The organism is Iodidimonas nitroreducens, from assembly GCA_000710935.1.
In the GTDB taxonomy this organism is placed as follows: Bacteria; Pseudomonadota; Alphaproteobacteria; order Sphingomonadales; family Rhodothalassiaceae; genus Iodidimonas; species Iodidimonas nitroreducens.
On sequence record BAYV01000002.1, the window covers coordinates 25,271 to 39,789 of the forward strand.

At 54.6% G+C, this 14,519-nt stretch carries 11 protein-coding genes; 8 read left to right on the plus strand and 3 right to left on the minus strand.

Annotation, left to right across the window (positions count from 1 at the left end):
- Position 1: 1 nt before the first annotated feature.
- The 7 genes from AQ1_RS00460 (at position 2) to AQ1_RS00490 (ending at position 9,390) form a co-directional block, all read left to right on the plus strand.
- Positions 2–895 (plus strand): XrtA system polysaccharide deacetylase, encoded by an 894-nt coding sequence (locus tag AQ1_RS00460; RefSeq protein WP_081836948.1) that lies wholly within the window; start codon positions 2–4, stop codon positions 893–895.
- Positions 892–1,947, plus strand: a complete 1,056-nt coding sequence (locus AQ1_RS00465) for a FemAB family XrtA/PEP-CTERM system-associated protein (RefSeq protein WP_042082826.1) — start codon at positions 892–894, stop codon at positions 1,945–1,947. Before AQ1_RS00460 ends, AQ1_RS00465 begins: the two co-directional genes overlap by 4 nt.
- Positions 1,948–2,015: 68 nt before the next feature.
- Complete coding sequence (gene xrtA, locus AQ1_RS14255; protein ID WP_052370615.1) at positions 2,016–3,635, plus strand: exosortase A; 1,620 nt, start codon at positions 2,016–2,018, stop codon at positions 3,633–3,635.
- Positions 3,607–5,547, plus strand: a complete 1,941-nt coding sequence (locus AQ1_RS00475; protein ID WP_042082829.1) for an XrtA/PEP-CTERM system amidotransferase — start codon at positions 3,607–3,609, stop codon at positions 5,545–5,547. The genes xrtA and AQ1_RS00475 overlap by 29 nt, the downstream gene beginning before the upstream one ends.
- A gap of 159 nt (positions 5,548–5,706) precedes the next feature.
- Positions 5,707–7,044: a TIGR03013 family XrtA/PEP-CTERM system glycosyltransferase gene (locus AQ1_RS00480; RefSeq protein ID WP_313981738.1), complete on the plus strand. Its 1,338-nt coding sequence runs from the start codon at positions 5,707–5,709 to the stop codon at positions 7,042–7,044.
- The gene (locus tag AQ1_RS00485; protein ID WP_052370619.1) at positions 7,031–8,203 is read left to right on the plus strand and encodes a glycosyltransferase family 4 protein; all 1,173 of its coding nucleotides are present in this window, start codon (positions 7,031–7,033) and stop codon (positions 8,201–8,203) included. The genes AQ1_RS00480 and AQ1_RS00485 overlap by 14 nt, the downstream gene beginning before the upstream one ends.
- Positions 8,200–9,390, plus strand: coding sequence for a glycosyltransferase family 4 protein (locus tag AQ1_RS00490; RefSeq protein WP_042082831.1), 1,191 nt, complete (start codon positions 8,200–8,202; stop codon positions 9,388–9,390). Before AQ1_RS00485 ends, AQ1_RS00490 begins: the two co-directional genes overlap by 4 nt.
- On the opposite strand, the gene AQ1_RS14260 is transcribed toward AQ1_RS00490, so the two are convergent.
- Positions 9,385–11,424, minus strand: a complete 2,040-nt coding sequence (locus tag AQ1_RS14260) for a TIGR03016 family PEP-CTERM system-associated outer membrane protein (protein ID WP_161760335.1) — start codon at positions 11,422–11,424, stop codon at positions 9,385–9,387. The genes AQ1_RS00490 and AQ1_RS14260 overlap by 6 nt on opposite strands.
- Before the next feature lie 218 nt (positions 11,425–11,642).
- Here AQ1_RS14260 and AQ1_RS00500 point away from each other — a divergent pair, with 218 nt between their 5' ends.
- Positions 11,643–12,755 (plus strand): glycosyltransferase family 4 protein, encoded by a 1,113-nt coding sequence (locus AQ1_RS00500; RefSeq protein ID WP_161760337.1) that lies wholly within the window; start codon positions 11,643–11,645, stop codon positions 12,753–12,755.
- Here the strand turns inward: AQ1_RS00500 and AQ1_RS00505 are convergent.
- A complete protein-coding gene (locus tag AQ1_RS00505) occupies positions 12,748–14,127 on the minus strand; it encodes a putative O-glycosylation ligase, exosortase A system-associated (protein WP_081836950.1) in 1,380 nt (459 codons plus the stop codon). The two genes, AQ1_RS00500 and AQ1_RS00505, sit on opposite strands and share 8 nt — an antisense overlap.
- Before the next feature lie 58 nt (positions 14,128–14,185).
- Entirely contained in the window at positions 14,186–14,419 is a 234-nt protein-coding gene (locus AQ1_RS00510; protein WP_042082836.1) for a hypothetical protein, read from the minus strand.
- Between the last annotated feature and the right edge of the window lie 100 nt (positions 14,420–14,519).

Genomic DNA, 14,519 nt, shown 5'->3' on the forward strand with positions numbered 1-14,519 from the left:
TATGGATTTAAATCGGGAACAGGTGTCATATGGGTCCGCAGATCAGCCTGCAGCCTTGGCTGATGTGATGAGCGTGGATGTTGAGGATTATTTTCAGGTCTCGGCCATGGAGGGCATCATTGATCGGCGCGATTGGCCGTCGATGGCGTGCCGGGTGGAGCGCAATGTTCATGAGATTCTGGATTTATTCGATCGCCATCAGGCTAAGGCCACTTTCTTTACTTTGGGCTGGATCGCCCGCCGCTATCCCGATCTGATCCGCGAAATCGCCAAGCGTGGCCATGAAATTGCCAGCCATGGCATGCAGCATATCCGGGTGTCGTCCCAAAGCCCGGAAGCCTTTCGCAGCGATGTGCGTGAAAGCCGGGCGCTTTTGGAAGATATTTCAGGCAGTGTGGTTCTGGGCTATCGGGCGGCGAGCTTTTCCCTCACCCCCGGGACCGATTGGGCTCATGCCATTCTAGCCGAGGAAGGCTATCGCTATAGCTCCAGCATTTATCCGATCAAGCATGATCATTATGGGATCCCCGATGCCCCACGGTCTGCCTATCAGCCTTTGGCGGATAGGGATTTTCTGGAAATTCCGATCAGCACAATGATGCTGGGCGGGCGGCGCTTGCCTTGTGGCGGCGGGGGCTATTTTCGGCTTTTGCCTTTTGCCGCTTCAAACTGGATGATGGAGCGTGTGCGGGCACATGATGCGATGCCGCTGATTTTTTATTTCCATCCCTGGGAGATCGATCCCGATCAGCCCCGCATCGAAGGACTGGGGGCGAAAACCCGCTTTCGCCATTATACCAATCTGTCGCGCATGAAAATGAAGCTTGAGCGCCTTTTGCAAAAGGGGCGCTGGGATCGCTTTGATAGCCGGTTTGCTGTTGGAAAGGCTTTATGATGCACGGAACCCAGCCTATCAGCATCACGCCTTTAGAGCCGGGCGATCATGATCGCTGGGATGCGTTTGTGATGGCGCATGAAGCGGGAAGCTTTTTTCATCTTTCGGGATGGCAACAGGTGATTTCGCAGGCTTTTGGCCATGAAACGCATTATCTGATGGCCCAATCCGGCGGGCAGGTCCGGGCTGTTTTACCCCTTGTTCATATCAAAAGCGCGCTTTTTGGCGATAGCCTTGTTTCCACTGCTTTTTGTGTTGAAGGCGGCCCTTTATGGAGCGATCCGGGGGCTTTGGCTGCCCTTGATGCGGCGGCGGTGGCTTTGGCCGAAAAATTGGCTGTGGGCCATCTGGAATATCGGTTGATCACCCCGCTCCATGCCCTTGATGACCGCTGGGAAAGCCAATCCGATCTTTATGTGCGCTTTCGCAAGTCGTTTACGATGGATGCCGATGAGAATCTGAAAATGATCCCGCGCAAGCAGCGGGCCATGGTGCGCAAGGGCATCAAATGCGGGCTTTCGGGCGTTACGACCGATGATCCCGATGCGCTTCATGCGGTTTATGCCGAAAGTGTGCGGAATTTGGGCACGCCGGTTTTCTCGAAGCGCTATTTCCGGCTTTTGAAGCAGATTTTCGGAGACCGCTGCGAATTGCTGTTGATCAAGCAAGGGGATGAAACCATTTCCGGGGTTCTATCATTTCGCTTTCGGAATGAAATTCTTCCCTATTATGGCGGCGGCACGGCCAAAGCGCGGGACCTGGCCGCCAATGATTTCATGTATTGGGAAACTCTGCGTCGGGCGGTGGAACGGGGTGAAACGGTTTTTGATTTTGGCCGGTCGAAATGCGGCACGGGATCTTATGATTTCAAAAAACACTGGGGCTTCGAGCCGCAGCCCCTGAGCTATGAATATCGCCTGATCCGGGCCGCTGCCGTGCCTTCAAACAATCCCCTCAATCCTAAATATCGGTTAGCGATTGCTTTATGGCAGCGCTTGCCACTATGGGCGGCCAATCGCATCGGGCCTTATCTTTCGCGATCATTGGGATGATCGGGGATAGCATGTGAACATGAACAGCGGGACGGGTACAAAAACGAATAAGGGATCAGGGGCCACCCATGGATAAGGTGCGCAATCATCCCCGGCAGATTGCCGTCCTCATCTGTGGGCTGGCGATCCTTTTGCTTGGCCTTGTCTTTCATCAAACGCTGATGAGCATGGTTTTGATCTGGCTTAATTCCAGCACTTATGGCCATGGGCTTTTGATCGCCCCCATATCCCTTTATCTGATCTGGAACAATCGTCACCGGCTGGCAGCCCTGCCGATCAAGGCATCATTTTGGGGGTTGGTGTGGCTGTTGGGCGCGGCCTTGCTCTGGCTTTTGGGGGATATGGCACAGATCAATCTGATCAGCCATTTTGCCCTTGTCGCCTTCATCCCCGGCCTTGTGCTGGCGATTTTGGGTCTGCCCATGGCTCGGGCCCTGATTTTTCCTTTGGGCTATCTCTTTTTCATGGTGCCCTTCGGCGATTTTGCCATTGCCCCCTTACAGGATCTGACCGCCCATTATACCGCCATTCTGGTGCGGTGGACCGGTATCCCGATCTATCATGAAAATTGGACATTGGTGATCCCCGGCGGCACCTTTCTGGTGGCCGAAGCCTGCGCCGGGGTGCGTTTTCTGATCGCCTGTGTGGCTTTGGGGGCTTTGATCGCGGGCACCTTCCTCAAGCGCTGGTGGAAGCGTGTTGTTTTTCTGACTTTGGCTATCGCGGTTCCCATCATTGCCAATGTGGTGCGGGCCTATGGTATTGTTCTGGTTGCACATTACAGCAATTTTGAACATGCCGTGGGCGTTGACCATCTGATTTATGGCTTTGTTTTCCTCAGCTTTGTGATGCTGATCCTCATTCTGGCAGCATGGTGGATGCGCGATGTGGGGCCTGATGCTCTTTTTGCTGCCCCTCGCGCCGATAGCGATACGGCTGATCTGAAAAGCTCAGCCCTTTCCCGCCCTGATCTGATGCCTATCGGTGCCGCCGCAACTCTGGCGCTGCTGATGGCTTTGGGGGTGCGGTTTTATAGCCACCATGCTTTGCAGATTGCGCCCGCGCCCCTCGTGCAGCTTTATGCCCCGGAGGGATTTGCCGGGCCGGGTGGCTGGACTTTTCTGGGCAAGGCCGAGGCGGGCGATTGGGTGGGTGATTTTTCCGCTGCTGATGCACAGGAAACCTGGGTTTATGCCAAGGGTGACACGCGCTTTTCGGTGTTCATGGCTTTTTATGGCGATCAGGGGCCGGAAAAGGAAATCATATCCTATCGCAATGATCTGATCGGCCCCCAGGCCTTGGATGTGGTGCAGGTGGGGGTGACTAAGCCCGATTTCATGGGGCCAGATCTGCCACCCGCCAATCTTATGCGCCTGTCCGGGCCCGATGGTCAGCGCCTTGTGTGGTATTGGTATATTCTGCCATCCGATGCCACGGCGAACCGCTCATCCGTTAAATTAAAGGGTTTGTGGGCTAAATTCCGGGGGGCGCGGGCCCCGGCGATGGTGCTGGCCATTTCGGCCCCCGGGCTTCAACTGGCTGATGAACAAGGCCGTTTGCAGGATTTTCTGCGCAGCACGGGTTTTGATGAAACACTGCAAAAAGGCGGCTTTGCCCCATGGGTGGCGCGCCATGAGATGATCACAGGAAAGAACGCAGATGTGCGGAATAGCAGGCATATTCGATAGCCGATCCGAGCGGCCGATCGATCAAGGGCTTTTAAAGCGGATGAGCGATTCCATCGCCCATCGCGGCCCGGATGATGATGGCTTTTTGTTTCGGCCCGGGGTGGGGCTGGCCCATCGGCGCTTGTCGATCATCGATCTGGCGGGCGGCCATCAGCCGATGTTCAATGAAGATGGCACTGTGAGCGTGGTTTATAATGGTGAGATTTATAATTTTGCCGCGCTGACCCGTGAATTGCAATCTCTTGGCCATCATTTCCAAACCCGCAGCGATACCGAAGTGATCGTTCACGCCTGGGAAGAATGGGGCGCAGATTGTGTGACGCGCTTTCGCGGGATGTTTGCCTTTGCCATTCATGATGCCAATCAAAACAGCCTGTTTCTGGCGCGCGACAGATTGGGCATCAAGCCGCTTTATTATGCCCAAACCGATGATGGCACGCTGGTTTTTGCCTCTGAGTTGAAAGCGCTTTTGCATTATCCTCGTTTGGGGCGCGATCTGGATGCGGTGGCCGTGGAAAATTTCTTCGCCTTTGGCTATGTGCCCGATCCGCGCTCGATCTATCAATCGGTGAAAAAGCTGGCACCCGGCCATCATCTTTATCAGCAGCGGGGACGCTCGGCGGCCCATCCGCAGCAATATTGGGATATGACCTTCGCCGAGGATGAAAACACGGCCTTTGCCGATCAGGCCGAAGCCTTGCGCGAAAAGCTGGAAGAAGCGGTGCGGATCAGGATGATCGCCGAAGTGCCCTTGGGTGCCTTTTTATCGGGCGGGGTGGATTCCAGCGCGGTGGTGGCGATGATGGCCAAAAGCCAGGCAAGCCCGGTCAATACCTGCTCCATTTCCTTTGGCGATAAGGATTATGACGAATCCATCTATGCCCGCAAGGTGGCGGAACGCTACGGCACGGCGCATCATGAGCGCAGGGTTGATCCCGAAGATTTCGGCCTGCTTTCGATCCTGCCACGGATTTATGACGAGCCTTTTGCCGATAGTTCGGCGCTGCCCACCTATCGGGTATGCGAAGAAGCGCGCAAGCATGTGACCGTTGCCTTGTCGGGAGATGGCGGTGATGAAGTCTTTGCCGGCTATCGGCGCTATCGCTGGCATCATTATGAAGAACGGGTGCGGGGGCTTTTGCCGCCGGGAATTCGCCAGCCATTTTTTGGGCTCACAGGTTCGCTTTATCCAAAAATGGATTGGGCACCGAAGCCCTTGCGCGCCAAATCCACATTGCAGGCATTGGCCCGCAGTTCGGCCGAGGGCTATTTTCACAGCATTTCGATCCTGCCCGATGCCCTGCGCGAAGAGCTTTATAGCGATGGGTTCAAACGCGATCTGCAGGGCTATCGATCTTTGGACCTGATCCAATATCATATGGATCGGGCGCCCACCGATCATCATCTGTCGAAAGCTCAATATGTGGATATGAAAACCTATCTGCCGGGCGATATTTTAACCAAGGTTGATCGGGCGAGCATGGCCCATTCTCTTGAAGTTCGGGTGCCCTTGCTTGATCACCCCTTTGTGGAATGGTCGGGCACTGTGGGGGCGAGTCGCAAATTGCACGGGCGGGAAGGGAAATATCTGTTCAAAAAATCATTGGAGCCGTTGTTATCCAATGACATTCTCTATCGGTCGAAAATGGGCTTTGCCGTCCCCCTTGCGCGATGGTTTCGCGGGCCGCTGAAAAGCGCTGTGGAAAAAGCCATTCTGCATGGTGCTTTGGCCGATAGCGGCTTTTTCAAGCACAGCGCGCTGGCCCGGATCGTTGATCAACATATGAGCGGAATGCGCGATCATAGCCAGGCCCTGTGGGCGCTGATGATGTTTTCCGGCTTTTTGGAACAGGTGCACGAGATGCCGCAAGGAGATGATCCGCATCGGGAATTAGCCGGGCTTTCAATTTAGTTGAGATATTCGTGATTGAATGAACATGAAATCTCATTTTGATCGGTATTTTTATGTTAAATGAAATTTAAAAATAAACAGATATAGATGCACATTCAGAATGAATAATTGTTCGGGGGAACGATGTCTGTCACAAATAGTAATAAACCATTAATTTTTATGGCACTTCTAGAGTGCCTGATCATTTATGGATGCTTTTTGGCGAGCGTTTTCATTCATGATAATAATTTATTTTCTAATGATATTATAAGAATAAGTGTTGGAATTATAAGTATCTGTATCATAATTGGTACGGTTATGTTTTCTGTTGGATTATATAACTGGAAAATATCAACCGGTTATTCCGATATCGCTGTTAGAATAATCTCTTCATTTGTTATTGGTTATCTGACCTATGTTACTTTTGTTTATGTGATCAGCTATATCCGGCTGCCGCCAACCGTTATTTTGTTCGGGATGTTCTTTTCCCTCGTTGGTATTTTGATCCTTCGCCTCATTTTTGTTCGGCTTACCAAATGGTCCAATCTGAAAAGCCGGGTTCTGGTTCTGGGCACCGGCAAGCAGGCGGCGCGGATCGTGCAATTAGAGCAGCTTGGCCATGCCAGCCGTTTTGTGACCACGGGCTTCGTTAATCTGGAATCCGTGAAGCCACGGGTGGATCAAAATCGCATTATTGATATGCCCGATGATCTGGCGGATTATGCCCTGAAACAGGATGTGGATGAAGTGGTGGTGGCGCTGGAAGAGCGCCGTGGCCAAGTGCCTCTGGCCCCCCTGATCAATACCCGCCTGCGGGGCGTGAGTGTGACCGATTATCAAACTTTTTGCGAACGGGTGCAGGGCCGGATCGATCTCGATGCCCTGCGGCCAAGCTGGTTTTTTCAATCCGATGGCTTTCGCCGCAGCGGCTTTCACCGGCTGATCAAACGGACGGTCGATATTGTGCTCAGCCTTGTTTTGTTGATCTTCACGATGCCGCTTTTGCTTTTGACCATGATTTTGATCCGCCTTGAAAGCCCGGGCGGAGCCTTTTATGTGCAAGAGCGCGTGGGTCTGGGCGGTAAGCCGTTTACTTTGGTCAAATTCCGCTCCATGCGCAATGATGCGGAAAAAAATGGCGAAGCGCAATGGGCACAAAAAGGCGATGCCCGGGTCACCCGGATCGGGGCCCTGATCCGCAAAAGCCGGATCGATGAAATCCCGCAGGTGATCAATGTTTTGAAAGGCGATATGAGCTTTGTGGGACCGCGCCCCGAACGTCCGGTTTTTGTTGATCTTCTGGCGGCGGAAATTCCCTTTTATCAGGAACGCCACAGCGTACGCCCGGGGATCACCGGTTGGGCGCAGCTCAATTATCCTTATGGTGCCTCGGCCGAGGATGCCCGGCAAAAGCTGCAATATGATCTTTATTACATCAAATATTTCAGCATCATCTTCGATCTTTCCATTGTTTTGCAAACCTTCCGCGTGGTGATCTGGTCTGATGGCGCGCGCTAAGCCCAAAAGCGTGTCGCGCATGGGTGGCACGTCAAAAATCCTGCATATTTTCCCTACATTTGCCCCCGGCGGGGTGCAATTGCGGATTATCAGGCTGATCGAACGATTGGAGGCTGGCCGCTATCAGCATCAGATATTGGCGCTGGATCAGAATTATCGTGCCGCCGCTCATGCCCCCAATCTCCCTGATCTCGATTTTTATGAGCAGGATCAAAGCCCCTTAAAGGATGTAACATTATCGGGGCTTTCCGGCCTGATGCAGCGCCGCCGGGCTTTGGCAAAGGTTGGCCCCGATCTTTTATGCACCTATAATTGGGGGGCGATGGATTGGGCAATGGCGGCCCGTTTTGGCCCCTTGCCGCATCTGCATTTTGAAAGCGGCTTTGGCCCGGATGAGGCCATCAAGCCTTTGCGGCGGCGCTCTTTGTTTCGGCAATTTGCCCTGGCTCGGATCAAGGCGCTTGTGGTGCCATCACAAACTTTGGTTGAGATAGCCAACCGCCATCATTGGGTGGCCCCCAAAAAAATTCGCCATATCCCCAATGCGGTTGATTGCCAATGGTACCAGCCCGGCGAAAAGCCTGAAAGGGTGGCGGATGACAATCTGGAATTGCTGACCATCGCACCCCTGCGCGCAGAAAAACGGCTGGATCGGCTGATCGATCATTTTGCCCCCCTTGTCCATATCAATCCCCGGGTCCGCCTGACGATTTTGGGGGAAGGGCCGTGCCGCCCGGCTTTGGAAGCCCAAATTGCGGAACTGGGTGTGGGCCATCGGATCGCGCTTCATGGCCATGTCACCGATATTCGCCCGGCCCTCAATCGCGCCGATCTGTTTTTGATGACCTCGATCACCGAACAAATGCCCAATGCGCTTTTGCAGGCCATGGCGGCGGGGCTGCCGGTTCTGGCTTTTGCGGCGGGGGATATCGCCGCCATTCTGCCGCCCAAGGCACGCTTTTTGGTTTTTGCCCAAAATGATGATGCGGGCTTTGGTAAAGCCTTGCTTGATCTGGCCCAAAATCCATCCCTGCGTCATGATCTGGGCGCAGAGAACCGGCGCCGGGTGGTGGCGCATTATGATCTGGATATCATGGTCGCGGCCTATGATGCCCTTTATCAACAGGCCTTGGCGCTTCAGGCTTTGGATGTCTCATGAAACTTCTTGTTTTCTCAACATTATTTCCCAATCCCCAGCAGCCCCATCACGGGATTTTTGTGGAAAACCGCCTGCGTCATCTGCGCGAAGACAGCGGCTATGAAGCCCATGTGCTGGCCCCTGTGCCATGGTTTCCGAGTGCCTCGCCGCATTTTGGCACTTATGCCGATTATGCCAAAATCCCTAGGCATGATGAGCGCCATGGCCTGATGATCAACCATCCGCGTTATCTGGTGATCCCCAAAATCGGCATGTTGGTCACCCCTTTCAGTCTTTATCTGGCGGCCCGCCCGGTGGTGGCACGGCTTTTGGCCGAAGGGCATCGCTTTGATCTGATGGATGCGCATTATTTTTATCCCGATGGGGTGGCCGCCGCCCTTCTGGCGCGGGAATTTGATCTGCCTTTCACCATCACCGGGAGGGGCACCGATCTCAATCTGATCCCGCGTCATGCTTTGCCACGCCGATTGATCCGCTTTGCCGCCAATAAAGCCGATGGGCTGATCACGGTTTGTGCTGCCTTGGCCGATGATCTGGCCGCTATCGGTGTGCCGCGCGATCGGGTGACGGTGCTGCGCAATGGGGTCGATCTCAAAGCCTTTCAAAGGGATGAGGCCGGGGCCCTGGCCCTGCGCCAAAAGCTGGGCATCAAAGATGGGCCGGTGCTTTTATCGGTGGGGCATTTGATCGAACGCAAAGCCCATGATCTGGTGATCGGGGCGCTGGCGGCATTGGGGCGCGGGCATCTGATCATTGCCGGAAAGGGGCCACAGGAAAAATATCTGAAGGATCTGGCGCAATCCTTGGGGCTTGCGGATCGGGTACATTTTCTGGGTCTGGTGCCGCATCATGATTTATCGTCCGTTTATAGCGCGGCTGATCTTTTCATTCTGGCATCGAGCCGGGAAGGCTGGCCCAATGTTTTGCTGGAAAGCATGGCCTGCGGAACGCCGGTGGTGGCCACCGCAGTCAATGGCTCGCCCGAAGTGGTGACAAAGCCGGTTGCTGGGCGCATCGTTGCCGAACGCAGCGGCCAGGCCCTTGCTGCAGCGGCTGAAGATATATTGAACGATCCGCCATCGCCTGAGGCCGTGCGCGCCTATGCGGAAGATTTTTCATGGCAGGCCACGAGCCTCGGGCAGATGGCGCTGTTCAATTCGATCCTGGAAGCCAGGAAAAACTCATAATCTGAGCCGCGCCGAGAGGGTGACGGTGTTTTCCGTGAAATCCTGAATGCCAAGGGATGAATCGCGGGTGGAAAAACCATAGCTGAGCGAGATGAGCAGGCGTTCAAAGCCGGTATAATCAAGGCCTGCAGTGGCCCGATAATCACGATCTTCGCGCGGCAGCGTGCCCCCCAAAAGGGCTGCGGAAAAATCCCGCTCGGTGAAGCTGCCCGATGCCCGCGCGGTGAAATGGCGGCTCAAGGGCTGTGATAGATTGATCCGGGCGATCAGACTTTCCTCATTCGTCGTGCCGGTATTGAGATTGATTTCATTGCGCTGCCAGCTTCCGGTCAGCACAAAAAACAGGTTGGCAAGCTGGCCGCTAAGATTGAGGCTGGCGGTTTCATTTTTCGTTGAATTATTGCGCAGGGAAAAGGGCAGGTCGGGGGGCAGGGTGGGATCGACCGCCCCCGGGGTGCCGGGCAGATTATCAAGCAGGCGTTCCTGATCGATCCGTACATTTTCATTGAAACTGGCGGTGAATTGCAGGTCCTGGCCGATCATCTTAAGGAAAGTGGCATTGAAGGCGGTATTGCCGTCCCGCTGGCCAGCGGTAAATTCAAAAGACGTGCGATCACTGGGTTGCCAGCGAAAGCCCGCCATATAAAGGGGATCATCGATTTCGCGATCAAATGTCTGGCCGGTGAATTTTTGATAGCCGCCCCGGGCGATCAGGCGAAAGCTCGATGTCAGATCATAGGTGAGTTCGGCAATGGCATTGGTGCGTTCCCGGTTTTCCCGTTCGCTTTGATCAAAATGCGCAAAACTGCCGGTGAGCGACCAATTGAGCTTTGAACCATTAACAGGAGAGCGGAGGATCAGGCTGCCCGTGTTTTCCCATGTATCGGTGCCCTGCTGGCCATTGAAAAAGATGGGATTGAGAGGATCGATTTCGGCTTCGCTGATCAGAACAAGACCGCTTTCATAGCGCAGTTCCATCGTGGCGAGATCGCCAAGACGATGCCTGAGATACGGGCTGATCTGATAGGTTTGAACCACCTGCGTATTGGCGATATTGGTGATCGATGAAGATTGTCCGCGACGGGTATCCACAAGTTGACGCGAGATCGAGACGGCGCTATCGAGAAAAAACAGGCGTTCTATCAATTCGGTATTGAGCGAACCTTGCACTTCGGGGGCAACGGAAAAGCTGTCATCATCATTTGTGCGATGCTGCAGGCGTATTTCGGCATCGAGCAGCGCCTGCAATCGGGCGGTATCATAATCGATCCGAATGGCGGGGAACAGTTCGCTGACCGCACTGTCGCGTTTCAGATCGCCCGATTGCAGATTGATATTATCGCTATAGCTTTGGGCGGCGCCAACCGACATCTCGATCGTTCGGCTGCCCGCAAAAAAGCTTTCCGGCACATAAATGACATCACCGGGCTGCAAAAGCGTATCAGCTCCCAAAGCACGCCCCGATTGAATATCGCCAAGGCGCAGACGAATTTTTTGCGTACGGCCATTTTCCGTGCGGATGATTCTGGCGCGATTGGCCGCCGCCGTTTCCGGAAGGCCGCCGATTTCTGTCAGTACCCCAAGGCTTGTGAGCCCTTGGCGATAAGGCAAAGTGCGCGGGGCGGGGAAGGCATCGCCGATGAGGCGGATGCGGTCTTGATAGGTGCTCCCCGCCGCAATCACCATCACCGTGGCCCGGGGTGTGGTCATCAAATCCGAAAGGGCCTGTTCCAGCTTTCGGGCGATCTGATCGGTGCTAAGGCCAGTGACCACAAGATCACCCAAAAGCGGCAGGGCAATCCGGCCATCGGGGCGCACGCGATACTCTCCGCTCAGATCGTCCTCGCCATTGATGGTGATCTGCAGGCGATCTTCGGGGCCGATTTTATAGATATAATCCGCTGCCGCATTGCCCGAACCCACAATATCGGGGGCTGTAGTCTGGATAATCCTGGCCAAGGCGGGGCTTTGGGCGAAGGCCGGATGATGGCTCATCAGCATCGCTAGGGTCAGCGTCCCGGTCAAAAGCCGCATGGGGTTTCCAATTTTGCGATGGCCCCGCTTTAACGCTGGCCCTTTGGCACTATGCTGTGATGGTCTGCCCGTGCTGAAATAATGAGCCATATAAAGATCGTTCCCCCCTTGCCCTTGATTCCACTGTTCCCTTAAGGTGAATTTTAACCTGATTCAACGCGCGGTCAAACATGCGAATTCTTTATCACCACAGAATATTGGCTGCCGATGGAATGCAGGTGCATATCAAGGAGCTGGTGGGGGCCTTGAAACGCCGCGATCATCGGATCGATATGGTGGGCCCAAAGGCGCAAAAAACCGATGGGGGCCGCAGTCTTACAGGCTTTTTGGGCGATGCCCGGGCCCATATGCCTGCGGCTTTCAATGAAATGCTGGAGGCCGGTTATAATCTCAAAGCCTATCGGCAGCTTTTGCACAGCGCCCGCGCGCATCAGCCCGATATTCTTTATGAACGCTATAATGCCTTTTTACTGGCGGGCTTATGGGCGAAGCGGTCTTTGGGGATTCCTTATCTGATCGAGGTGAACGCCCCTTTGTGCCATGAACGCAGCCTTTTGGGCAATCTGGCTTTGAAGGGGCCGGCCCGGCGGATGGAGCGGGCGGTGTGGCAAGGCGCCGATGCGGTTTTGCCGGTCAGCGATGCCCTGGCCGATTATGTGCGCCGCGAACAGGTGCCCGATGATCGGATCACGGTTATCCCCAATGGCGTGCGGACCGAATTGTTCCAATCTGTGCGCCGCGGCAGCCTGCGCCGGGAGATGGGTTTTGCTGACAAGATCGTGTTTGGCTTTGTGGGCTATGTGCGGGAATGGCATGGCCTTGATCAGGTGCTCCATGCCTTTGCCCGCTTGGCCGATCCGGCGCTGCATTTTCTGATCATTGGCGAAGGACCGGCCAGTGCGGGCCTCAAAGCCATTGCCAGCGAACTTGGGATCGGCCATCAACTCACCTTCACCGGTGCCCGCCCCCATGAAGACATTCCGGCGCTTTTGGGGGTGATGGATATTGCCTTGCAGCCTGATGTGAATGATTATGCCTCGCCCTTGAAATTATTCGAATATCTGGCCGCAGGCTGCGCCATCATTGCCCCCGATCGCCCCAATATCCGGGAAATTCTGGATGATGGCAAAACCGCGCTTCTGATCGATCCCGATCACCCCGATGATCTGAGCCGGGCCATCACAGCCCTTGCCACCGATTTTGATCTGCGCAAAAAACTGGGGGCGGCGGCTTGTGATCTGATCGGGAGGCGTGACTATACATGGGATGGCAATGCCCGGAAGGTGGAAGCCATCGCCGAAAAGCTCTTGGCGCGTGGGGCCGCTATTTAGTCGGGGCCTTGATCTGTGAACTTAAGGGCGGTCGTGATCGGAAAGGCCGGGAAATCGCCGGTCGTCGGGTGCCTTGCGCCTTGAGGGCGGGGTTTTGCGAAAGGCTGCTTGCGGAGGCTGCATCGGTTTTCGCCAGTTTTTGCGTGACCATGGAAAGGGCGGCGGCCAAGGCAATGACCGTGTAGATATGATCAAAATAAGCAAGGCTCAAAAAAGCACCAGAAACCATATAGCCGATGAGGGATGCTTGCCCCATCTGGCCCAGATCGGCAGCCCATTTCATATCGGGCCTCATTTCGCCCAGTTTTTTGGCGCGGGCAAAAGATCGCCATGCCGCCCATAAAAGGCCTAAAAACAGCCCCAGCCCCACAAAGCCATGATCGCCCAAAACTTCGAAATAAATGCTGTGAATGGCGCGTGGCATGGCAGCATCGGGCACCAGACGCATGAACAGATCGCTATCATAATAGGGCCTGAAGCCCCCCCCGGTGATGGGCCGTTCGATGGCCAGCCTGCTTGCAAAAATCCAGGCATCGATGCGCCCCATGGCCGAGGCATCCTGATCATATTCCTTGATCGTTTCCATTCGCTCCACCCATTGCTGGGGCACGAAAAAAATCAAAACACTGCCCAAAGCCAGCGCCAAAGCAATGAAGGCGGCGCGCTGACGGGATTTCCAGACAAGGGCAATGGCAATCGCCACCAGCCCTAAAAATCCACCGCGCGATGTGGTGCCGATGATGGCAAAGCTGGTCATCACCATGGTGGCCAGGATGCCGATCCTGATCCATTTTTCCTCCGATTGCAGATGCAGATAGCGCATCAGGGGCAGGGTCATCACAAAAACCAGAGCCAGGGCGTTATTGTCGTTGATGAAGCTTTCCGGGGGGCCATAGGCATGATGGCCGCCGGCGGTGAGAATGGTGGGAATGCCGCTGCGAATCCCCAAAACGCCAACCGATAAAACCAGCACCCAAACAAGGGCGTGGATGCGCTCGCGGCTGGTCACGAGGGCGATGGTGATCAGAGCCATAAAAAATGTTTTGAGCGTACGTTCCCAATACACCCATGCCACATCGGGAACCTGAGCAAAAAAACTGGTGAAGGTCACCCAAAAGGCCAGAGCCAGCAGGATCGCCGTGGGGGCGGTGATCGTCAGTTTTTTGGGCTCTTTCGATACCAGCCACGCCAAAAGGGTGAGACCGCTTAAAAACATGGCGAAAGGCAGGCTATAGGCGACCCCATAAACCAAACGATGCGGATTGAGCAAAGAAATCCAATGATAGGCATAAACCCCCACGACAGGGGATATGAAGACCAAAGGCACGATGACGAAGAGGCTTGCCAAAAGTAACAGTGAGGAAATCGGCATGGAGAATCCTTGGCTAAGCCGTGTTTGGTACGCTACAAAATAACAGGATCAAAAGGATTTAACGCCGCCTAATCTTTTGGGGCTGGCCATTTCGACTTGGCGGGATGCGGCCAGATTTGAGCGCCCCGCTTTTTTCATCGCTTTTGGAACCGCTTTTGGCATCAGAAGGCGCCCGCAAACGCAGCCAGCCTTTTTGATCCTGAATGGATTGGGCATCATCGTTTTTCACGATCCAGAACAGGATATACAAAATCCCACAGATCCCCAGAAGGATAGAGAGTTGATCGATCATGGTGGCCTTGGCCTCTCATCAAAGGGTGGCATCATGAGATGGTTGCAAAGTTTTGCACGGAGCTTTGCTGCCTGTCGAGCATTTGACATTTTTAAATTGT

Bases quoted from the DNA above. Each gene is read 5' to 3' on its own strand.
- AQ1_RS00460 (WP_081836948.1), top strand. From the start codon at position 2: ATGGATTTAAATCGGGAACAGGTGTCATATGGGTCCGCAGATCAGCCT.
- AQ1_RS00490 (WP_042082831.1), top strand. From the start codon at position 8,200: ATGAAACTTCTTGTTTTCTCAACATTATTTCCCAATCCCCAGCAGCCC.
- AQ1_RS00475 (WP_042082829.1), top strand. From the start codon at position 3,607: ATGTGCGGAATAGCAGGCATATTCGATAGCCGATCCGAGCGGCCGATC.
- AQ1_RS00485 (WP_052370619.1), top strand. From the start codon at position 7,031: ATGGCGCGCGCTAAGCCCAAAAGCGTGTCGCGCATGGGTGGCACGTCA.
- AQ1_RS00465 (WP_042082826.1), top strand. From the start codon at position 892: ATGATGCACGGAACCCAGCCTATCAGCATCACGCCTTTAGAGCCGGGC.
- AQ1_RS14260 (WP_161760335.1), bottom strand. From the start codon at position 11,424: ATGCGGCTTTTGACCGGGACGCTGACCCTAGCGATGCTGATGAGCCAT.
- xrtA (WP_052370615.1), top strand. From the start codon at position 2,016: ATGGATAAGGTGCGCAATCATCCCCGGCAGATTGCCGTCCTCATCTGT.
- AQ1_RS00505 (WP_081836950.1), bottom strand. From the start codon at position 14,127: ATGCCGATTTCCTCACTGTTACTTTTGGCAAGCCTCTTCGTCATCGTG.
- AQ1_RS00480 (WP_313981738.1), top strand. From the start codon at position 5,707: ATGGCACTTCTAGAGTGCCTGATCATTTATGGATGCTTTTTGGCGAGC.
- AQ1_RS00510 (WP_042082836.1), bottom strand. From the start codon at position 14,419: ATGATCGATCAACTCTCTATCCTTCTGGGGATCTGTGGGATTTTGTAT.